The organism is Flavobacterium sp. AJR, assembly GCF_002156885.1.
GTDB lineage: Bacteria > Bacteroidota > Bacteroidia > Flavobacteriales > Flavobacteriaceae > Flavobacterium.
Window position 1 is genome coordinate 44,445 of sequence record NZ_NCWQ01000007.1, and the last position, 21,506, is coordinate 65,950.

Here is a 21,506-nt window from a genome sequence, read left to right on the forward strand (position 1 = left end):
CTTTGAATCTCTAAATAGCAAGGAATTAAACTAAAAGTTGTAATTTTGCAAAAAATAATGAAGATGGTCAAGATTGGCAACATAGAATTACCCGAATTTCCTTTACTACTCGCCCCTATGGAAGATGTGAGTGATCCACCGTTCCGTAGATTGTGCAAAACACACGGAGCCGATTTAATGTATTCGGAATTTATTTCTTCGGAAGGATTAATTCGTGACGCTATTAAAAGCCGAATGAAGTTGGATATTTTTGATTACGAACGTCCTGTTGGAATTCAGATTTTTGGTGGAGATGAAGAAGCGATGGCAATGTCATCAAAAATTGTTACTACCGTGAATCCTGATTTAATTGATATTAATTTTGGTTGTCCTGTAAAGAAAGTAGTTTGTAAAGGCGCTGGTGCAGGAGTTCTTAAAGATGTTGATTTAATGGTACGTTTAACCAAAGCTGTTATCGATAGTACTAATTTGCCTGTTACTGTAAAAACTCGTTTGGGTTGGGATGATAACTCGATAAATATCGATGAAGTTGCCGAACGCTTACAAGATATTGGAGTACAAGCATTAACAATTCATGCAAGAACACGTGCTCAAATGTACAAAGGCCATTCAGACTGGTCACATATTGCTCGTGTAAAAAACAATCCTAGAATTACAATGCCTATCTTCGGAAATGGCGATATCGATAGTCCTGAAAAAGCATTAAAATTTAAAAATGAATACGGTATCGACGGTATTATGATTGGTCGTGCTGCAATTGGCTATCCTTGGATTTTTAACGAAATAAAGCACTTTTTTGAAACTGGTGAGCATTTACCTGCTCCAACCGTTAGTGATCGTGTAGAAGCCGCAAGAAACCATCTTACATGGTCGATGGAGTGGAAAGGCGAACGCTTGGGAATTGTAGAAATGCGTCGTCATTATACCAATTACTTTAAAGGAATCCACTCGTTTAAAGAATACAAACAAAAACTAGTTACAATCGATGATCCTCAAGGATTATTTAATGTAATGAACGAAATCCAGGAAGTATATGCTGGATATGAATTTGTTTAAATTATAGCTTAATCTTTGTCAAAGTTCAAAACCAAGGATGTAAGGAACTTGCTTTCGAAATTTCATAATTTTTTTTATTGAAACAAACACAATCTTTTCTTTTTGATATGAAGAAACTCAGATGATGTAAATGGAACCAAAGCTTAACACAGATTGTAAACACAAATAACACGTTACAAACATTGCCAACGGTTTCAACCGTTGGCGCGCAATTTATTATCCCAATCCGTACCACACGGTTGAAACCGTGCGCTATTATCAAAATAGGAAAGAATTTAAAAAAATAAAAGACCGTCAATTGACGGTCTTTCTTATTTATAATCATAAATCGATTCTTCTATAATTACCTCGAATTAATTTGCGGAAATTCGTGCAATTCATGTTAGTTTTTTAAAATTACTATACCTGAATGCGTTTCCATTTTCCTTTTTTGTAAAGCACTATACTTGCCAACGTTATTGCTGTTTCGGCAACCGGAATTGCGATAAAAACTCCTGTTGGTCCCATTTTAAAATGTTTGGCTAATACATACGCCAATGGAATCTGAAATAACCAAAACCCAAAGAAGTTTACTAATGTAGGTGTCCAGGTATCTCCGGCACCATTAAAGGTATTAATTAATACCATCCCAATTCCGTAGAAAATGTATCCAGAACTCATAATCTGTAATGCTTCGACAGCTATGTTTTGGATAAGGATATCATTGGTAAAAAATGAAACTATATATTTTGCAAAAAAGAATGTGATAAGCATAATTGTAGCCATAAAAATGACATTGTATTTTGCGGTTGTAAAAACCGATTTTTCGGCACGTTCTATTTGTTTTGCACCCAAGTTTTGCCCAACCAAAGTGGCTGCCGCGTTACTTAATCCCCAAGCCGGAAGAATAAAAAACATCATGATACGTAATGCAGTTTGATATCCTGCAGAACCATGATCTCCACCTGTTGTTGCTACCAATTGTGCCAGAAAAATCCAACTACAAGATGCAATAACAAATTGCAATACTCCTGGTGCAGCAATTTTTACCAAAGCCTTGATTTGCTCAAAGTCTGGAATGAAGTAAGATGAAATAATCTTTAAAACTCCACGACCATTAAACAAGTGGTACAATTGATATAACACACCAATACTTCGTCCAGAAGTTGTTGCTATAGCAGCTCCAACTAATCCAAAAGCAGGAATTGGTCCTAGTCCGTTAATTAAAATCGGACATAAAATAATGTTACAAATATTAGCAATCCAAAGACTTTTCATGGCTATAGCAGCATTTCCTGCTCCACGAAAAATTCCGTTGATAAGAAATAAAAGCATCACACATAAGCTTCCGCCTATCATTATTTGGGTGAATTTATAACCATATTCTGCCGCTTCTGCAGATGCACCCATAAGTAACAAGATGTCTTTGGCATAAATAAAACCAAAAATACTAATCACACTATTAATTGCAAAAGCAATAATAATGGCTTGCATTCCTGCTTTTGCTGCGGCAACAGGATCTTTTTCGCCTATACGACGAGCAACAACTGCTGTTGCAGCCATACTAATCCCGATTGCAATTGAGTAAACAATCGTAATAACCGACTCTGTAAGTCCAACTGCCTGAATAGCAAAACTGCTATGCTCCAGATGTCCTACGAAATATAAATCGACCAATGCAAAAACCGATTCCATAAGCATTTCCAATACCATTGGAATAGCAAGAAGAATTACGGCTTTTTTAATACTGCCCGAAGTGTAATCAAAAGATTCATCTCCTTTGATAGCTTGTTTTATTGTTGAGAAAATTCGAGAAAATAAACTTTTCTGTATTGTTGTTTCTGTCATGATAATTAAGGATATATGATAAAATTGTCCAGAACCAATTATTTATTGGCTGGACTTAAAAAATTTGAAGGCATCCTAATTATTCTAAAAATAAAATAGGATTAGGCAGAAACTATCATAGCGTATTTTTTTGAGACGATAAATATAAGTAATATTTTTAATTTTAGAATAAAAATTCTAATCTAGCAATTTTTCGCTAACGCGTTTACTTGCTATAAATGAAGCTATAAATCCAAGTGAAAATATAGTCCCTAAAACAATAAATACATTTTCGAGAGTAAAAACAACCGGAAATGCTAGCGTTGCAGTAATCATGATAAGTTCAAATCGTTGTTGTAATAGGACCAAAATAACACCTAAAACAAGACCAATTAATCCTCCAAATACACTAAGCAAGGTACCTTGTAGCAAAAATATTTTTCGCAAATCTTTGATTTCTGTTCCTAGATTAAAAAGCGTTTTTAGGTTGCCTTTTTTATCCAAGATCATCATGATTAATGCTCCAATTAAATTAAAAAGAGCTACTATAATTACCAATGTAAAGATTAAATATACCGCAATATTTTCGGTATTAAGCATTTTATACAAAGACGCATTAAGTTGAGCCCTATTTTTTGTAGTGACTTTATTATTGAAAATCTTTTGCAATTGCGAATCGATATTAGATTCGTTTGCATTCGGTTTTAACTTAAACTCGATTCCCGAAATCTGATTCGGTTTATATTCTAATAATTCCTGAACCAACCCTAAATCGGCAAAAACATATTTAGAATCTAAATCCTCGCTTATCGAATATATCCCAACAGGCAATACATCGGTTTTACTAAAAGCTTCTTCAGGATTTTCGATAGCGCCCTTTCCTGGTTTTGGAGCAAATACTTGCAATGGATTTTCGAAATCCAATATTCCCATCGAAAAGTTTTTCGAAATCCCATACCCTACAACAACCTGATACGTATCGGGTTTTAGCCATTGTCCATTAAAGAGTTTTTTTCTAATATCGTTTACAACAGGATAATTACGATCAACTCCTTTTAAGTAGGTAACTTGTTGTTTTCCATTAAAAATAAACAAAACTCGTTCTTCGATTATTTTAGTGTACGAAGCGATACCCTCAATTTTTTTAATCTGAGTTTCTTGATCTGGAGTAACCAAAAATGATTTTCCGTAGGTACTTTCAATTTTTAAATCAGGATCTATCTCATTTGTAAAAGAAAGACTGAATACTTTTAATCCGCTAAAAACGGATAAAACCACAAACAAAGCCATTGTACCAACAATAATTCCAAGGCTGGCAATACGATTTATGATATTGATAGCATTGTTTTTACTTTTGCTAAAAATATACCGTTTGGCTATGTAAAGGGGAAAGTTCAAACTATGATTTTCTTCTTTTTTCTAAAAGATCACGATTTTCTATTGGGTTATCTCTATTTGCTAATGCATTATCTATTTTCTCAATATAATCTAATGAGTCATCTATAAAGAAAACTAAGTTTGGCACTTTACGTAATTGTAAACGTACGCGTTGTGATAAATCATGCTTAATCAAAGTTGAATTTGACTTAATTGCTGCCAATGTTTCTTTAGCTTTATCCTGAGGAAAAATACTTAAATATACTGTTGCCACAGATAAATCTGTAGTTACGCTAACTTTGGATACTGAAATTATCAAATTGTTAATTCCATTTTTTCTCACTTCACCTTGCAAAATATCAACCAAATCCTTTTGGATGACACCGCCTATTTTTTTCTGTCTATTTGTTTCCATAGTGCAAAAATACTATTTTTAAATTTCAATCGATACAATTTCAAATGAACAATAAGATGATTTTTCTATTCTTATCTTCATTAGTGCAAATTTCGATACTCTTTTTTAATAAAAGCCTAAAATTGGAATAATTATTCCTCCTCGATTTCATTTCTCCAATGTGATAAAAATCATGTTTTTTATCAGAAATATTTTACACCTTTAATAGAAATATAACAACACATCTATTATGAAAAAGAGAGAACCAATTAGTCATATAATGACTAAAACCGTAGTAACTGCAAATGAAAATGACGGCTTAAGAATGGTAGTCGAAAAGTTGAAAAAAAATACCATTAGACACATTCCAATCGTTCGAGGTAAAGAAGTGATTGGTATTATAAGTCGTACAGATATAAACCGATTAACATTTGGAGCTTTATTTGAAGGGCAAGAAGGAGCTGATGAAGCAATTCTGGATATGCTTACCATCCCTCAAGTAATGACATCTAAACCTATGACAGTATCATCGGATTCGATTATAAGAGATTTAGCGGAAATTTTTGTGAAAGAAGAATTTCATGCTTTGCCTGTAGTCGATAATGGAGAACTTAAAGGTATTGTTACAACAACCGATGTTGTAAGATACTTTTTAGAACAATACGATTAAATCAAAATATAACCATAAAAAAACGGGACTAATGTCCCGCTTTTTTATTACATATTATACAACCAACTTTGCGGATTGTTGTACGTTGTGTTTTGTAGTATTAAGAATTTAATGGTTGTTTTTCCTGTTTCTCCACTAGTTCTAATCTTACCTATATTTTGTTTGATACTTACTTTATCTCCTTTACTTACAGATACAGAACTTAAATTTTGATATACTGTAAAGTAATCTCCATGTTGGATCATTACTGCCTTGTTTATTGGAGATAATACCATAACGCTAGATACAACTCCTTCAAAAACTGCTCTTGCGTTTGAACCTGCTTCTGTCGTGATTTCGACACCACTATTATGAATTACCAGAGTATTATAAATAGGATGTGGCTGATCACCATAACCCAATGATACAAATCCTTTTTCTACTGGCCAAGGTAATTTACCCCTATTGGCTTTAAAGTCTGCAGCTAGTAATTTAGCTTCGGCTGTTAATGCAATTTTTGTGTCAGATACTGCAGCAACAGATTTTGTTCCAGTTTCTTTTTCTTTTTCTGCAGCAGCTTTACGGTTGGCAGCGGCAATAGCTTCACGAATTAAACGATCAATTTGTCTGTCGATTCTTTTCGATTCCTGTTGTTTACTTTTCGTATCAGCAATAATCTTATTTTTATCTTTCTTAATCGAGTTAACTAGTTTTTGCTGTTCTTTCTTTTCTTGTTCTAATGCTACTTTTTCCTTTTCATTTTCGGCAATGATTTTTTTCTTTACCTGTCTTTGTCCGTCTAATTTTGAATTATAATCAGCTAATTGAAGTGATTTTGACTGAATTTCTTCTCCTTGATTTTTTCTAAAATTAGTATATTGTTTCATATACTGTGCACGTTTATATGCTTGCAGGAAACTCTCTGATGATAATAAGAACATCGCTCTACTTTGTTCTGAGCGACTTTTATACGATTTAAGAATCATCTTAGCATAATCAGCTTTCAATATCTCTAACTCTTTCTTAAGCTTATTAATTTTTGATTGATTAATATACATATCATTACTCAAAAGCTTCGTTTGCTTTTCGGTAGTATTGATTAGTTTTTCTTTAAGTTTTATTTTATTAGACTGAACAATAAAAACATTCACCGCAGATTTTTCTTTCTTCTTTACAGACTGCAACATTTTTTCGTTATCTCTAATTTCTTGTTGAATCTGAGCTTTACGTTGTTCCAGTTTTTCTTGTTGCGAGTCTTGCGCCCACATAAACGAAGTGGTGCAAATAAGAATTAGGCTTAGGAGAAATTTTGGCATCTTTAAAATATATTTTTGCAAACTTACTTAATTATAATTTTTTTATATCCATTTGGGACACTATAAGGAAAAGAAAGTTCTTCATTAAATGTAATTGTATTGTAATTTAAATTGATTTCTGTTTTTCCTTTTGGTTGAATCGCTTCTATTGCAATACTTGTTGGAAGTATTCCCTGATCAAAAGTTCTATTCTCACCATATGCAATTTGCATCATGATATTTTTGGAAGTTTGCGAAATTTGCTCTTTTTCCAATAAAAATTTATCTGCTTCAAAAAAGAATGATTTTTTAATATCCGTTTCTTTTGCCTCGTCCAATCGATATAATCTGTCAATTAATGTTTCGGTATATTTTCCTTTTTTTAAGTCGTCGATTGCTTCACCTATCAAAAGATTTTGAACTTTATTAAAATCTAAATCTGTTCCTAACCATTTGCTCAAACTACTAAAATCACCATCATAATAAGTGCTACTAATTTTTTCATAATAGCTTACCGAATTTGGTGTAATTAAAGCTTTTGCCATTGTAATTCCAAGAAAACGGATACTTACCAAAATCTGTTCGTCTTTTTTTATTTTTATCTCAGCCGTAACATTCTGATTTTGTTTATCATCCGAATATTTTGCACTAGCTTTAATATATAAAGTCGAAAACTGTAATTTATTATTATAATGTCCGTCGATAATTTTATTCGCAGAAACTGGATTTACTTCCTCTTTGCTTGTATTATTTCCTTGTACTGCACCCGATTTCGATTTGCACGAAACAATAAAAACGAGTAACAATAACATTAGATATTTCTTCATCAGAATTTATTTGTTTTGAACTTTTACCTAAAATAAAAGATTCTTATTTTTTTTGTCTTAATAATTGATTTGCCTTCGCAAAATACGCTTCTTTTTTCTTCAAATCTCCTAAACCATTATAAGCTTCTCCTAACTGAATGTTAAAATTTGCTTCTAAAGTTACATCATCTACAACATAATCAAGTCCCATTTCTAAAACGTCTTTTGCTTTTTTAAATTGTTGCAACTGATTATTAGCCAATCCCGAATAAAAATAAAACTGCGGTTGCGTTGGGAATGTTTCTATCATTACTTGCGAACGTTTTCCCATCGGTTCGTATTGTTTAGTTTCGGTGTACGCTTGAAGCAAAAGTAAATTTGTTTCTATATCTACTTGTGAAGCCGAATTTACTGACAATTCATAATATTTAGTTGCCTGATCAAATTGGTTTTTGCTATGATAAAACTTCCCTATTTCTTTTGCAACATCTACATCTGGGTCATTCTTAAAATAAGTAATCGCTTTATCCAAATCAGGACTATATTGTGGATTCTTACCTACAAAAATTAGAAATTCGTTTAATATTCTATGTTTGATTTTCGAATCTATTTTAGAATTTTTTAAAACAACATCCATTGCCTGAATTGCTTTTTCAGGTTGATTCTGATCTAAATACGTTTTAAAAGAACTTACTTGTGCCCACTCCGATGTTGGAATTGCTTTCTCTAATTGTTGCGTAATTTCCAATACCTTATTAGCGTCATTGTTCTTTGCATACAAAGAAATCAAAGCAATATAATTAGACTCTTCTTTCGGATTTTTCTTAATCTGATCCGTAAGACTTTCTATTTCGACATTTTGATATTTTCCTTGTGACAAAATCTGTGCCTTATATAATTCTCTTTCACTTGATTTTCCAAACTTGTCATTCATTTCATTAATCAATGCAAGCGCTTTGTCCCACTGATTTGTAATCATGTACAAAGAAATCAGATCGTCTTTATATTCCTCATCAAACGGAATAATCTTCTGGATCGTTTCTATCGCCAAAGGATAATTTTTAGTCTGATAAGAAACATCATAAATACCCAACCAAAACCACTTGTTTTTTGGATTTATCTGTACCGCTTTTTCAAACGAACTTTGGGCATTTCTATAATCTTTTAAAGACAGGTAGTTTTTACCTAATTCAAAATAAACAGTTGCGTCATTAGGTTGCAATTTCTCGCATTTTTGCAAAGCTGTTATTGCTTTGTCATAATTCTCGATTCCTTTTTGCAATAATGATTCATAAAAAGAGTCCTGAAATTCATCGGTAGCCATAGCTATATCTTCTGGCTCGGTTTGAGCCATTATCGAAGCCTGATTGCCAAGCAAAGCCATAAATACAATTATTAAAACTCTTTTTTTCATTTTTATATTATGATATTAAAGTAAAAACGAACCCCTAATAAACTTCTTGTTTATTCTAAAACCGAATAATCTCCTATGCTAATGCTTGTAAACTTACCGTCATAAACAACGTGGTTTCCTATCATTGCATTGTCTAAATTAGCGTTTTTTATTTGTGCATTAGTTTGCACCAAACTATTTTTGATTGAACTATCAATAACATAACATCCTTTTCCTAAAGATACATTAGGTCCTACAGTTGCATTTTTCAATACTACGTTTTCACCAATGTAACACGGTGGAATAATAGTTGAGTTTTCTAATTTTACATCATAATCTACTAAATGTTCTCCATCATTATGCAAGAATCCTAACATTCTGGAATTAGTTTCGACAGTAACATCTTTATTACCACAATCCATCCATTCATCTACGCTACCGGTTTTAAAAACTTTTCCGTTAGCCATCATTGCTTTAATACCGTCATTAATCTGATATTCTCCACCGTTCTGGATATTATTATCCAAAACTATTTGAAGCTCATTTTTAAGAATTTCAACTTCTTTAAAATAATATATTCCTATAACAGCTAAGTCACTAACAAACTCTTTTGGTTTTTCGACCAACTCTGTAATTTCATTATTAGCATTTAACTTAACTACTCCAAATGCTTCTGGTTGCTCAACTTGTTTTACCCAAATCACAGCATCAGCTTCTGGATCTAATTCAAAATCAGCTCTAATTAAAGTATCTGCATAAGCAATTACCGCAGGTCCTGATAAAGATTCTTTGGCACACATAATAGCATGTCCTGTCCCTAAAGGTAAATCCTGACGATAAATAGATGCTTTAGCTCCTAAACCATTTGCTAACTCTTTTAAACTTGCTACAACATCATCACCAAAAAAAGCTTCATCACCTAATATAAATGCAACTTCTTCGATAGGCTCTTTAAGAATTTTAGCAATATCTTCGACTAAACGATGTACAATTGATTTTCCTGCAACCGGAATTAATGGTTTAGGTATAGTTAATGTATGTGGTCTAAGTCTTGATCCGCGACCTGCCATTGGAACGATTATTTTCATGTTTTTTTATTGTAAAGATTAAAAGATTGAAAAATTGAAAGATTACAGAATCTTTAAATCATTGAATCTTTAAATTATTTAATTTTTATTTTACTCCCGTACTACCAAAACCTCCTTCGCCTCTTGATGTTTCCGAAAGTTCATTAACTTCAACCCATTCAGCTCTTTCATGTTTGGCAACAATAAGTTGTGCAATTCTTTCTCCATTTTCAATCACAAAAGCCTCATTGGATAAATTTACTAAAATTACTCCTATCTCACCTCTATAATCCGCGTCTACAGTTCCTGGAGAATTTAAAACGGTGATTCCTTTTTTAGCAGCCAATCCACTTCTTGGTCGCACTTGTGCTTCGTAACCAATTGGTAATTCTATAAAAAGTCCCGTTTTAACTATGGTTCTTTCTAAAGGTTTTAATGTTATTGGTTCAGATAAATTAGCACGCAAATCCATTCCTGCCGAAGCTATTGTTTCGTAGTTAGGTAAATCGTGTTGTGATTTGTTGATAATATTAATCGTCATTTTTATATTTTTAAAGCTAAATGTAAATCTTGAATTTGTTATTTTTTGCTAAGAATTCCTTTTATCGTATCCTTTTCGTTATGATAAACGAAATAAACAAACAGAAGGAACAATGGAATTCCGACAAAATAATTTTCTCTGAATCCGTAAAAAGAAATAACCGAGAATACAATTGAAATTCCTAAATAGGCTCCAATTTTCTTCATATCATAAGGTATCGGGTAATACTTGTTTCCTAAAACATACGAAATAAGCATCATGCTTCCGTAAGCCGAAATTGTTGCAATTGCTGATCCATAGTAACTATACTTCGGAATTAAAAGATAATTTAATACTAAAGTTAGTATAGCTCCAACTATCGATATGTAAGCACCAATTTTTGTCTTATCAGTTAGTTTATACCATACCGATAAATTATTATAAATTCCTAAGAAAAAGTTCGCCAGGATAATTAACGGAACTACTTTCATAGCTTCCCAATAAGATTTATTTTCTAACAGTAGTAATTTTAAAATATCTGCAAAAACAATTACTCCTAACAAAATCAAAGATCCAAGAATCACAAAATATTTCGTGATTACTGCATAAGTTTGAGGTGCATTTGCATTTTTAGCATGACTAAAAAAGAAAGGTTCTATTCCTAATCTAAATGCTGTTGCAAATAAAACCATAAATAAACCCAATTTATAACATGCTGAATACGCTCCAACTTCTGACTTTGCTATGTTTTCCGGCAATAAATAACCTAGTAAGATTTTATCAAAATGTTCATTAACCGCAAAAGCTAATCCAGCCACCAAAATTGGCAAACCATACTTCATCATTTTTTTCCAAAGTATAGGGTCAAATTTTCGTCCAAGCGAAAGATAATTAGGAGATAACACTATAAAAGTAGCCAAACTAGCAAGCAGGTTAGCAATAAAAATATAAGCAATTTGGAAATTTTCTACATATAAATTATCCCAAACTGAATTTGGATTATCAGCCGCAAGTTTAGGTAAGTACATCAAGAAGAAAATATTCAGAACAAGATTTACTATTACATTTCCAATTTTTATTGCTGCATAAACCATTGGTCGCTGATTGGCTCTAAGCTTAGAAAAAGGTACTAAAACCAATGCATCCAAAACTAAAATCCAAACCGAATAGGTAACAAACTGCACATCGACTTCGGCAAGAGTTGCAAGTGTATTTCTAAAAATTAATGCTGCAAAAAGAAAAATAATTGATGACCAAAAAATAGAAATTGTAGAAGTCGCAATGACATTTTTCTTATCTGGTTCGGAATTATAAAACCTAAAAAAAGCAGTTTCCATTCCGTAAGAAAGTACTACGTTAAAGAAAACCATCCACGATAACACGATAGAAACCTCACCATACTCTGCTGTTGGTAAAATTCCGGTGTATAATCGTACTAATAAAAAACTCAGCATTCGTGGCAATACTGTCGCAAGCCCATAAATAGCTGTCTGTTTAAAAAGATTTTTATATAATCCCAAAATATTTGTGGTAATAAAATTTATAAAACAAAAATAACCAATTCTTTGGTTTAATATCGTTTTTATCGATTCATTAAGGAAATGTTATGCTTTTTTATATTAAGTCAACTTATTTTCATCTAATATTTTTACAAAATGAAATCCTTTAGGGCCATAACCTTGATTATAATAAAAACGATGTGCGGCAAAATTAGAAGTAAATGCGTCCAAAACAATATTAGAACATCCTAAATCAAGTGCTTTTTTCTCAATATAATCCGTCAGTAATTTCCCGATTCCTTTAGAACGATGATCTGGATGCACAACAAAATTATCTATCTCCAAATATTTTCCAGACCAAAGCTTTGTAGATGACCAACATCCTGTAATTCCTAAACAAATATCATCCTCAAAAACAGCAATTTGGGTATAATTATGAGGAACCATTTCTGATAGGTATAATTCATATTTCTCCAAATCCAGATTAGGATATAAATACTGCATGGTTGCAATTTGAGCAACCATTTCTTTAATAGTAGTAAGTTCTTTGATTATAAATTGCATGTTGATATAAAAATAGAAGCCAAAATTAATCAAAAAAACTGATTAATAATTGGTGTCACTATAATCATGGGGCAATTAGAACAGATTGTCGATGAACTATTGTTTTATAATATCGATATAAATGATCATAAATTAATAGTTCATACATTCTTTGTTTGGATGTATACTGCCTATTTACCATCATGTGTATGTGACTCTTTAAAAAACTTGATAGAGAAATTTCTAGATTTTCTTTAATCTGTAAAGTCACTTTATCAACTTTAGTCTGTTTTTCTTGTATTAACTCAAAAACTTCAGGATAATCATTTATACTTTTATCAAATAAAAATCGATTCATTTCAGGAAATAACTCTCGATAGTGTTTATCCATTTCTTTTTTAAGATTCTTATCGGCATTAAATTCTTCTTTAAAAGATAATTGTAACTCATCCATTAGTTTTAGTTTATCTGCACTTGTTAACAAAAATGAATTTAGAAAACTATCAATCGCACAAAAACTAAAAAGCAATGGTATGCTGTTATTTGCAAATCCCGATTTTAAGATTAAATATTGCAAAACCATTTCACTGTCTTGATAGAAAAGAAATTCTGAATCAATCATTGTGTTCTGGCCATACCTTTCAATTTCTCTTTTATAAGTACCCGTTTTTACTTTCCAAACAATGTCTTGCTCTAACATCTCATCCAAAACAGGATAAAGCATTGCTATTATTTCAGATAATTTATCAGGTGAAGCTAGCAAAAAACGAATTCTCAAATGTTCATCAGGGTCTTTATATCGTATAAAAAACCATTTACTTATTAAATTTTTCTCTTTTAATAATGAAATAATAGGATATAGTTTTTCTACTAAAACAATATCGGTCATTTTAACTCCTGTGTATATTTTATAATACAACCATTCACTCCCTAAACAAAAATCTCTTTTCATTTTTATGTTTTTTTAACCGCAAAGATTTAACAGATTTTTATTTGTATAATTTGTAGCAAAAAAATTAACAGCAAAGTTTAAAAGAGTTTTCGCAAAGTTCGCAAAGCTTAGTGTTTTTGGCGTTTCTTCTTAGCGTGCTCTGCGGTAAAGACAACAGAAAGAAAATCCGCTTTTATTTGTGTTTTCGCGATAGCGAATCCGTATCATCCGCGTCCATTGCGTCTCTATTCTCAAAGTCTATTTACTCTTTGTAAAATGACAATATAAATTGATTTGTAAAATCTTCTCCATTGGCATCTTTAACAACAGAATCACCAGTAAACAAAAATTCTTCCAGCGTAATTTTATTATAGTTTTGAACCGATTTTAAAAACATCTTCATACAAATCTCTTTTTCTAAATCAAGTAAAAGTGCATTATCTGAGTTAACCCAATTTACAAGTCGGGGTATATTGCGTTCATTCTTCCAAATTGTAAAAGCTTCAAATAAACCGCTATCTTCCATTTTTAAAAACTGGTTTATTTCCTTTTTATCCACCATCCATTTTGCTTTCGAAAGAATAACATCTTTATATAATACTCGTGGGAAATAATCATAATGCAAATCCAAAACACCCCAATTAAAACTATAAATAGGTTTTAAATCCTGACTTTGTAAGTCACATAAAAAATGATAAATTGGCAATGATTTATTATTAGAATAATCATGAGCATTAGATAAACAAGGAACAACTTCTTTATTGTACTTTTTAGATCGCAAAAAAATCCTATTCTCTTTAATAGAAATCATCAAATCATTTAAATCGATTGCTTTCTCTTCTGCTACACCAGGAATAGAAAGATAGGCAATTTCATAATCTCTTAAAACTGGTCTTCGTAATATATTCCCCGTTCTTGATTCAGGAATATGTACCACTTCTGCCAAGATTTTATCAGAATGATATTTTCTTTCTTTTTCAATAATTTCTTTTGTCAAATTATGAATCCCCTTGTTTCCATTACAAAAGCGTCCTAATAATTTTGCCGCACTACTATTTCCTGAAGATTCAATACTAATTTCTTCATTTTTTAAAAGTTCGATCATTACCGAAAATGTAGCTGGAGCGTTATCCCAATTGGCATCAAAATCAGGAAAATCTTTTTCTGAAAGTAGAATGCTTTTCTCTTTCTTTACAACACTCTCTTGCAATTTTTTCTCTATGATGTAATCATAAGCACTCCAAGATTGATTCTCTATTTTCGGTTTTGAATCTTGAAAAGAGAATCTTTCTAATATGTCATGAACATCATTCATATCTGAGTCTTGAAGATAGCCAATACCCGTTTCTGTATCCAGAACTGTAGTTAGTGGCATTTCTCTTGATTCATATCTTTGAGTAAATGCTTTTATAAAATTAGTCTGATTTGTAAACTTTTTAGAATTTTGAATTCCGTTTAAAAAACGAATCGCTTGCATTACTTTTTCTGGAACTTTTTCGCTTAATACATTTACATAGGTAGCTGTGTTTAAATCAGTCTGAAAAAGATATTTTTCATCATAAGACAAATCCATGTTTTGGATTAATTCCTTTATTTCGGTATAACTATTTTCAACAGGAATCAAGCTCTTGTCTAATTTTAAAAGTCCTTTTTTAAGAATTTGCAATTGTTTATTATCATGTTGTAATTTGGGAATTTTATTAAAAATAGTAAATACACTATCCCATTCCTCTTTACCTGTTATAGTACCATCAATCTCGCTTACAAGAAACTGAAAATCTATTAATTGGTAAATAAAAGCCAATGCGTCTTCCTTTTCAGAAGAATCATCGATAAGATGTAAAACCATTTCATCAACCCTTATTCCTGACTTTGCATGAAGTAATACTGTGTCTAAAAGTTCTGATTTTCTTAGTGCCGAAATACTATGCTCCTTTTTAGTATTTACATATTTATACTCTACATAGCGATAAAAATCGCCAAGAGTATAAACTGAAGTATTAGGATAATATTTAAGATGATTTCTAATTTCTTTTCGTTTCCCAAATTCCTGCAACATTCCTAACCAGAACTGTCTATCAAATTGCGTAAAACGATTAAAACTAGCTGGCGATTTAAGAATACAATTTGTTTCCGAATCTATTTTTCCTGTAGTACAACCAGCAAATAACCCAAAAGGAGTACACCTTGCAGACATTCTGGCAATGTATTTTAATAAGGTAATCTCTAAACCGTTCTCTTTTTTGTTCGAATAATCAGAAGAATCATTTTTCCATTTGTCTAAAGCCAATACCAATTCTGGTGATGCGATATAAATTGCTTCCCGAACCAACCGGTTTTCAAACGCCTCTAATAATCCTTCCTGAGAATAATTCTCTATTACATTTAAATAAAAAGAAATAGGAAATAAAGGCGTTCGTAAAACATACTGGGAGAAATGATGAACTTTATAAATGTTCATTCTTTTGATTTAAACACATTATTCCTTCTTTAATTTGTAATCTGGATGCCCCAACTGCCAATAAAAAAAAGCATAAGAATCGGCAAGTTTATCATTTAATTTATCAAAAGATACATCTCCACCATGACCACTTTCCATACCTACATTTAAAAATATAGGGTTATCACCTGAATTATTCGCTTGAAGTTTGGCTGCAAACTTAGCCGGAATCCAAGCAATTACACGAGGGTCATTCATACCAGCAGTTATCAAGGTTGCAGGATATTTTGTTCCTTTCTTTATATGATGAAATGCATCCATTTCTAGCAATGCTTTAAACTCTTCTTCATTTTCAACAGTTCCAAATTCTTTTATATTATTTGGCCCGTTGGGTGCAATTTCTGCACGAACCGCATTTATCGATCCTACATCGATAATTGCTGCTTTAAATAAATCTGGTCTTTCTGTAATCGCTCTGGCTATTAAGATGCCGCCAGCACTTACACCTTCTACACCCAAGTATTCTGGAGAAGTATATTTTTCCTTGATTAAAAACTTTGCACTCGAAATAAAATCTTCCCATGTATTTGGCTTTGTTTTCTTAAAACCGCCTTTATGCCATGCATCGCCTTTTTCTCCACCACCTCGCACATGCGTATGTACTAAAATACCTCCATCTAAAACCCATAACAAACTATATGGATTAAAATAAGCTTCGTTTGAATCCCCATAAGCACCATATCCATCCATGATTACTCTATTTTTACCATTTTTATCCAATCCTTTTTTGTGAATAATCGTTAGAGGTAAAGCTAATCCGTCATGTGTTATTATTTCTATTTCTTCTACTACTATATCTTTATATTCGGGATAATCTGGCTGTTCACGAAAATCTTCCGGTCTTAAGGTATCTGTTTTAATATCGTACTTATATCTTTTTCTATTTTGAGTCCATCCTGAACAAGAAATCCAAATATCCGATACATCTTCACTTATGGTTTGCATGTAAATTTTACCAGAAGGTGTTGGCAAAATTATTTTTTTATAATTTCTTCCGTTATAAAAATAAAAATTTGCTACAACTCCATTTTTCACTGTTGTAAAGAAAAATCCATCTTTTGTTTTTACAACATCATCTATTATTTCATCTTTTATTTGCTGAACAATAACCTCCGGAGTTGAAAAATTCGGAGAATCAAGAGATGTTTTACATAGCTGACTTTTGTTGTTGTTTTCTGAAATAAAAATCACATCGTTTCCGTCTATTATAAAACTTTTAATTTTTTCTTCTTTTTTAAAAAAGGGTTTCCAAATCACTTTATCATTATAAACATCTACCACATTTGCATAAAAATAATCACTATAATTGGTGGCTCCACCCACGCGTCCAAATATGTAATTATTAAATTTTTGAGGAATTGTTACAATAGGAAGATCTGCCTTGTCTAATTTTAATTCAGGATTATTTGATATCGAAAAAATATCTTTTATCGTATTAACGTTACTTCCAAGTTTATAAACAACAGACTTTGTGTTCATAATAAAATCATCAGATTTCATGTCGATATTAGGAATATGAACATAAACAATTCCCGAGTTGTCGGGCAACCAACTTATTCCTCCTATTCCACTTGGCCAGGTATTGGTAATAATCTCTGGTAACATCTTATTTTTTAGTACATCAAAAATAACAACTTCGGCAATTTCTTTTCCGCCTTCCGTAACTGCAATAACTACTTTAGAACCGTCTTTGGTAGGCTTATAATAACTTATTAAATATTTTTTATTATCCTCTGGTTTAAAATCCTTGGGGTCAAAAAGTAATTGTTCCTTACCATTAAGTCCTTTTTTGCAGTACAATTTTCGATAGTTTTCGTCATTACGCATTTTAGTATAAAAATTAGTGCCATCTGTAGTTGTATTTATAGCACCATAAAAAAATTCTGTTTTCTTATCTATGTTTAGCATTCGATTTAAAAATTCATTTCTTTTAGAAATACTTTTCAAGGTTGCTTCAGTATAAATCGTTTGGTTTTTCATCCAATCAATAACAGCTGGGTCTTCCAGGTTTTCTAAATTTCTGTACTCGTCAACAACTTCAATTCCATGATATACATCGGTTGCTGGAATTGATGGAGCCAATGCAGGAGACTGAGCCAATATAGTTCCAGAAAAACTAATGACTAATAATGTTATAATTTTTTTCAATTTATTTATACTTAATGTTATTATGGTATCTATTATCGTTTCTTTTTGCTCACTTTTTCTGCAAGTTGCATCGCATTATACACATTTAAAACTTTACCCGATTTGGATAATTTCGAAAATGAAACTTTTTTATCTTTTGTCATTATTTATCTTAATTAAATTTCAGTTAATAACTAACTACATATAAATAGTATAAATAATTTTATCCTATTTACAATAATCTGTCGATTTTTTAAATTTTGGATTAGTAACCGGCTCACCTTCAGTGCCATTTCCTCCCCCTTTAATTAAATGTGGATTCTTTAATTTTGCTATTACAAATCTTTCTAAATCAAATTTATTAACTTCTTTTTTTTCTCTTTTCGTTTTCATTTTTATAAATTATATTTATTATTTACTTACAAATATAGAACAGCTCTCTTACAAAACTACTAAACAATCACCTAGTGTATATCGAAATTCGGGAATTTCGAGTTTGTAGATTCTTATAACAACATAAGAATAAAAGCTTTACTATTATGTGACATTATCGAGCTCCTTAATAAAATAAGTTGGTTTGATACCTGTTTTTTTATAAAAAGCAGCCGAAAAGGATTCCGCATTGTTAAAACCAAATTCCAGAGCAAGAGCCTGAATAGTATATTTTCTTAACCTCATATTTTCTTGTAGTTGAGTTACTGCATACTCAACTCTTAAATCGTTTATGTATTGGGTAAAAGTTTTTCCCTTATACACATTTACTATTTTGGATACATATTTTGTATTCGTCTCAAATGTGGTAGACAACATTTGTACCGTAATATTCGATTCTAGATATCCTTTTTTGTTTTCGAAATCATCCAGCTTTTCCAAAATCTGGTTCACTAAATCCTCAGCTATTCCAATATCTTCAATTTTTGTTACAGCTATTTTAATTTCTTTATCTTTATTTTCCTCAATTCCATTGCCCTCTTTTCCTGTCGTTTCATTTATTATTTTTTCAAATCGGGAACGATCTCTCTTCTTAAGTTTATACTGATAGATACCAAAACCACCCATACCAATGGTTATTAAAAATAAAAAAAACAAACCCCAATATGTTTTTATTTTATCCTTGCCAAGAGATTCTATAAGATTTTCTTTATCGGAAATTAAACGTGGGATATCATATTCTTTATGCACCAACTTATTTAATTCTCTATAATTTTTCTGTAAAGTACTGTCTATCGTCATATAGGCAGTTATGTACTTTAATTGATTTTCTTTATCTCCTAAATTTTTATAATATAAAATCAAATACGGATATCCATCTATAAATTCGGTACTTATTTCTTTTGTTACTTTATAGATAGAATCTACCTTAATAAAATTTTCAGCAGCTATTGCTTTTTTACCCAAGCCCTCATAGGCTTTACCCAAATAAAAATAAGCGGCTAATACATTACTAACATTATCATATTTGATCATCTTGGGCAATGCTTTATTAATACTGTCCAAACCTACTTTATAATTCTTTCCTTCTACTTGGTTCGCTCCCTCATTTAAAACAAACAGGTACTTATATTCTTCATTTTTTGTTATATATGATTCTCTATAGCCTAATTTATTGTAATAAGTAGTTGAATCTTTATTATGTAACGATTTATAACAATCTGCTATTCCAAAAATAACAGTTAGATAATCCCTGGCAAGTTTCGGATTTCTTACATCTTTGCTTTTATAATACCGATAACATTCTTTATAAATATCGAGTGCTTCTTTAAAATCTCCTAAATCTTCTGATTTAGTAATAGCTATATATCCCCGCACTACATAATAGTAATCGATATTTGTTTTAAGCGCTATTTTTTCGGCTAAATTATAATTATTCAAAGCTTCTTTAAACTTAAATTGCCTTTGAAGTAAATCTGCTTTTTCGCAATAAGCCGCAGCAGGAAAAAATTTATGACCTGTATTTTGAGAATATTTAATCACACTATCCAGATACATAATGGCTTTACTAGTATCTGTATTATAATACAAAAGGGCAAATTGGTAATTTGCCTTGGCCTTTCGTATAGGAATGTTTTCTTTATTGGCTTTAGCCAAATAAGCTTGTGCGCATTGCTGTTGCACTGTTTTATCTTTTTCATTAGCAAAATACAAATCATGCAACTCATCATAAGAAAGTTTTGTATACTCTTTTTTTGGAGTTTGTCCCAATACGATTATCGGCAATAAAAACAATAAAACCTTTATATTCCAGATAAAGCTCTTCATTAAATTTAATTTTCTTACAAAAATACAGCAAACTTGTACAATTAAACCAACAAATAACGAATTTAACGAATGACACACAAAATACTAAAAACCATACAGTTAACCGATTTTTTAACACGAAATTCCCGAAATCTATATCGGTTTTCCCGAATCCCGATAACGACCATTTGTATTCAATATGATGTTTGACATAGTTTTGGCAAAAGAAAACGAGATTGTTTTTTAGTAAGACGTTGCTTTAAGAATAATATCTTTTACTAGAATTTATAATTTAGAAAAAGAATAGGATTGTTTAATTGTTTTGTAACCTTTAAAAATAAAGCAAATGGGAATTCAATAAAATTAATATTAACCAATTAAATATTTATATCATGAAAAAATTAGAATTAAATCAAATGGAAATTTTATTAGGAGGTCAAATAAAACCTAAAAAAGACGATGATGATACTGGTGGTGGGAGTTCAACTTCCAGAGAATGGGGCTGTGCTTTAACTGGCTTAGCTGCTGGTGTTGCAGCAGGTTTGAATCCATTAGTTGGTGGTCTAGCAACTGCTGCTTGTTTTCTACTAAATTAAAAAATTATGAACAGAGGGTCAATAACAATGATGTTGCTAATTATAATAATAGCAATAGGTTATAGGTATAAAATTTATAAGGACAGAAAAAAATGATTTTGCCTCTGTTTAAAATATTTAACCTCAAATATAATATGTTTGAGGTTACTTAAAACTTATTTTATGGAAAAATCGGGTTTTCATAACTTTTGCCAATATTTATTATACTTTTTTTGTTCGGAAAAAAACATCTGAATTAATAAAATTATGAATAATTCGGTATTAATTTTATCTCTTCTAGTTATAATAATTGGATTAGGATACAGATTCCATAAAAAAAGACTAACAAATAATTCATTTAAAAGCGACCTTTTAAACAAACTTTGTTTGAGGTCGTTTTTATTAAAAACAAAATCTATGGGAAGATTAGGAACTACAGAAATTTTACTTATAATCCTTGCAATTATATTATTATTTGGAGGAAAAAAAATACCTGAATTAATGAAAGGTATCGGAAATGGCATCAAAGAATTTAAGAAAGCATCTAATGACAATCTTAAAGAAGATGAAACTGAAAATAAATAATAAACTCAATCTTTTATTTTTATGATGTTTATAACACAAGTTTGCAATCCTTCTTGTAATCAAGAATCGTTATTAAATATTTTAAAAACACATATCTGTACTTCATGCTGCATAAATCAAGGAAGGATTGTTGCGTATTTTTAAA

General features: G+C 31.0%; 19 protein-coding genes. 4 read left to right on the top strand and 15 right to left on the bottom strand.

Annotation, left to right across the window (positions count from 1 at the left end; translation table 11 throughout):
• Nucleotides 1-63 precede the first annotated feature (63 nt).
• Nucleotides 64-1,056: a tRNA dihydrouridine synthase DusB gene (dusB, locus tag B8T70_RS03145; RefSeq protein ID WP_039113353.1), complete on the top strand. Its 993-nt coding sequence runs from the start codon at nucleotides 64-66 to the stop codon at nucleotides 1,054-1,056.
• A gap of 399 nt (nucleotides 1,057-1,455) precedes the next feature.
• On the opposite strand, the gene B8T70_RS03150 is transcribed toward dusB, so the two are convergent.
• The 3 genes from B8T70_RS03150 to rbfA all read right to left on the bottom strand — a co-directional run bounded on the left by B8T70_RS03150 (nucleotide 1,456) and on the right by rbfA (nucleotide 4,654).
• Entirely contained in the window at nucleotides 1,456-2,883 is a 1,428-nt protein-coding gene (locus B8T70_RS03150; RefSeq protein WP_086893894.1) for an MATE family efflux transporter, read from the bottom strand.
• Between the two features lie 177 nt (nucleotides 2,884-3,060).
• Entirely contained in the window at nucleotides 3,061-4,260 is a 1,200-nt protein-coding gene (locus B8T70_RS03155; protein ID WP_086893895.1) for an FtsX-like permease family protein, read from the bottom strand.
• Nucleotide 4,261: 1 nt separating this feature from the next.
• Complete coding sequence (gene rbfA, locus B8T70_RS03160; RefSeq protein WP_039113350.1) at nucleotides 4,262-4,654, bottom strand: 30S ribosome-binding factor RbfA; 393 nt, start codon at nucleotides 4,652-4,654, stop codon at nucleotides 4,262-4,264.
• Nucleotides 4,655-4,883: 229 nt separating this feature from the next.
• On the opposite strand from rbfA, the gene B8T70_RS03165 reads away from it, so the two are divergent.
• Nucleotides 4,884-5,303: a CBS domain-containing protein gene (locus tag B8T70_RS03165; RefSeq protein ID WP_039113349.1), complete on the top strand. Its 420-nt coding sequence runs from the start codon at nucleotides 4,884-4,886 to the stop codon at nucleotides 5,301-5,303.
• Between the two features lie 47 nt (nucleotides 5,304-5,350).
• Here the strand turns inward: B8T70_RS03165 and B8T70_RS03170 are convergent, their stop codons facing one another.
• The 12 genes from B8T70_RS03170 to B8T70_RS03220 all read right to left on the bottom strand — a co-directional run bounded on the left by B8T70_RS03170 (nucleotide 5,351) and on the right by B8T70_RS03220 (nucleotide 20,222).
• Nucleotides 5,351-6,598 (bottom strand): murein hydrolase activator EnvC, encoded by a 1,248-nt coding sequence (locus tag B8T70_RS03170; RefSeq protein ID WP_039113347.1) that lies wholly within the window; start codon nucleotides 6,596-6,598, stop codon nucleotides 5,351-5,353.
• 23 nt (nucleotides 6,599-6,621) lie between these two features.
• Nucleotides 6,622-7,404, bottom strand: a complete 783-nt coding sequence (locus tag B8T70_RS03175) for a DUF4292 domain-containing protein (RefSeq protein ID WP_039118594.1) — start codon at nucleotides 7,402-7,404, stop codon at nucleotides 6,622-6,624.
• 43 nt (nucleotides 7,405-7,447) lie between these two features.
• Nucleotides 7,448-8,797, bottom strand: coding sequence for a lipopolysaccharide assembly protein LapB (locus B8T70_RS03180; protein ID WP_039113345.1), 1,350 nt, complete (start codon nucleotides 8,795-8,797; stop codon nucleotides 7,448-7,450).
• A gap of 50 nt (nucleotides 8,798-8,847) precedes the next feature.
• On the bottom strand, nucleotides 8,848-9,864 hold the full coding sequence (locus B8T70_RS03185; RefSeq protein WP_039113343.1) for a sugar phosphate nucleotidyltransferase: 1,017 nt from the start codon (nucleotides 9,862-9,864) through the stop codon (nucleotides 8,848-8,850).
• 85 nt (nucleotides 9,865-9,949) lie between these two features.
• Nucleotides 9,950-10,384 (bottom strand): dUTP diphosphatase, encoded by a 435-nt coding sequence (gene dut / locus B8T70_RS03190; protein ID WP_086893896.1) that lies wholly within the window; start codon nucleotides 10,382-10,384, stop codon nucleotides 9,950-9,952.
• 38 nt (nucleotides 10,385-10,422) lie between these two features.
• Entirely contained in the window at nucleotides 10,423-11,883 is a 1,461-nt protein-coding gene (locus tag B8T70_RS03195; RefSeq protein WP_039113340.1) for a lipopolysaccharide biosynthesis protein, read from the bottom strand.
• Between the two features lie 99 nt (nucleotides 11,884-11,982).
• The gene (locus tag B8T70_RS03200; RefSeq protein WP_086893897.1) at nucleotides 11,983-12,426 is read right to left on the bottom strand and encodes a GNAT family N-acetyltransferase; all 444 of its coding nucleotides are present in this window, start codon (nucleotides 12,424-12,426) and stop codon (nucleotides 11,983-11,985) included.
• A gap of 64 nt (nucleotides 12,427-12,490) precedes the next feature.
• Entirely contained in the window at nucleotides 12,491-13,357 is an 867-nt protein-coding gene (locus tag B8T70_RS03205; protein ID WP_086893898.1) for a thiopeptide-type bacteriocin biosynthesis protein, read from the bottom strand.
• 241 nt (nucleotides 13,358-13,598) lie between these two features.
• Nucleotides 13,599-15,797 carry a lantibiotic dehydratase family protein gene (locus tag B8T70_RS03210; protein WP_086893899.1) on the bottom strand — a complete coding sequence of 733 codons (2,199 nt, stop codon included), beginning with the start codon at nucleotides 15,795-15,797 and terminating at the stop codon, nucleotides 13,599-13,601.
• 18 nt (nucleotides 15,798-15,815) lie between these two features.
• On the bottom strand, nucleotides 15,816-17,984 hold the full coding sequence (locus B8T70_RS03215) for a prolyl oligopeptidase family serine peptidase (protein WP_086893900.1): 2,169 nt from the start codon (nucleotides 17,982-17,984) through the stop codon (nucleotides 15,816-15,818).
• 207 nt (nucleotides 17,985-18,191) lie between these two features.
• Nucleotides 18,192-18,356, bottom strand: coding sequence for a hypothetical protein (locus tag B8T70_RS23745; RefSeq protein ID WP_165763180.1), 165 nt, complete (start codon nucleotides 18,354-18,356; stop codon nucleotides 18,192-18,194).
• A 144-nt stretch (nucleotides 18,357-18,500) separates the two neighbouring features.
• The gene (locus tag B8T70_RS03220; RefSeq protein ID WP_086893901.1) at nucleotides 18,501-20,222 is read right to left on the bottom strand and encodes an AraC family transcriptional regulator; all 1,722 of its coding nucleotides are present in this window, start codon (nucleotides 20,220-20,222) and stop codon (nucleotides 18,501-18,503) included.
• Nucleotides 20,223-20,617: 395 nt separating this feature from the next.
• Here B8T70_RS03220 and B8T70_RS03225 point away from each other — a divergent pair, with 395 nt between their 5' ends.
• Both B8T70_RS03225 and tatA read left to right on the top strand, forming a co-directional pair.
• Nucleotides 20,618-20,797, top strand: coding sequence for a hypothetical protein (locus tag B8T70_RS03225; protein ID WP_123912064.1), 180 nt, complete (start codon nucleotides 20,618-20,620; stop codon nucleotides 20,795-20,797).
• A 396-nt stretch (nucleotides 20,798-21,193) separates the two neighbouring features.
• Nucleotides 21,194-21,361 (top strand): twin-arginine translocase TatA/TatE family subunit, encoded by a 168-nt coding sequence (gene tatA / locus B8T70_RS03230; RefSeq protein WP_082001808.1) that lies wholly within the window; start codon nucleotides 21,194-21,196, stop codon nucleotides 21,359-21,361.
• The last annotated feature ends 145 nt before the right edge of the window (nucleotides 21,362-21,506 follow it).

Coding starts and splice junctions, on each gene's coding strand:
- B8T70_RS03165 (WP_039113349.1), top strand. CDS start 4,884: ATGAAAAAGAGAGAACCAATTAGTCATATAATGACTAAAACCGTAGTA.
- B8T70_RS03175 (WP_039118594.1), bottom strand. CDS start 7,404: ATGAAGAAATATCTAATGTTATTGTTACTCGTTTTTATTGTTTCGTGC.
- B8T70_RS03210 (WP_086893899.1), bottom strand. CDS start 15,797: ATGAACATTTATAAAGTTCATCATTTCTCCCAGTATGTTTTACGAACG.
- tatA (WP_082001808.1), top strand. CDS start 21,194: ATGGGAAGATTAGGAACTACAGAAATTTTACTTATAATCCTTGCAATT.
- B8T70_RS23745 (WP_165763180.1), bottom strand. CDS start 18,356: ATGAAAACGAAAAGAGAAAAAAAAGAAGTTAATAAATTTGATTTAGAA.
- rbfA (WP_039113350.1), bottom strand. CDS start 4,654: ATGGAAACAAATAGACAGAAAAAAATAGGCGGTGTCATCCAAAAGGAT.
- B8T70_RS03185 (WP_039113343.1), bottom strand. CDS start 9,864: ATGAAAATAATCGTTCCAATGGCAGGTCGCGGATCAAGACTTAGACCA.
- dut (WP_086893896.1), bottom strand. CDS start 10,384: ATGACGATTAATATTATCAACAAATCACAACACGATTTACCTAACTAC.
- dusB (WP_039113353.1), top strand. CDS start 64: ATGGTCAAGATTGGCAACATAGAATTACCCGAATTTCCTTTACTACTC.
- B8T70_RS03205 (WP_086893898.1), bottom strand. CDS start 13,357: ATGAAAAGAGATTTTTGTTTAGGGAGTGAATGGTTGTATTATAAAATA.
- B8T70_RS03225 (WP_123912064.1), top strand. CDS start 20,618: ATGGAAATTTTATTAGGAGGTCAAATAAAACCTAAAAAAGACGATGAT.
- B8T70_RS03180 (WP_039113345.1), bottom strand. CDS start 8,797: ATGAAAAAAAGAGTTTTAATAATTGTATTTATGGCTTTGCTTGGCAAT.
- B8T70_RS03220 (WP_086893901.1), bottom strand. CDS start 20,222: ATGAAGAGCTTTATCTGGAATATAAAGGTTTTATTGTTTTTATTGCCG.
- B8T70_RS03200 (WP_086893897.1), bottom strand. CDS start 12,426: ATGCAATTTATAATCAAAGAACTTACTACTATTAAAGAAATGGTTGCT.
- B8T70_RS03170 (WP_039113347.1), bottom strand. CDS start 6,598: ATGCCAAAATTTCTCCTAAGCCTAATTCTTATTTGCACCACTTCGTTT.
- B8T70_RS03150 (WP_086893894.1), bottom strand. CDS start 2,883: ATGACAGAAACAACAATACAGAAAAGTTTATTTTCTCGAATTTTCTCA.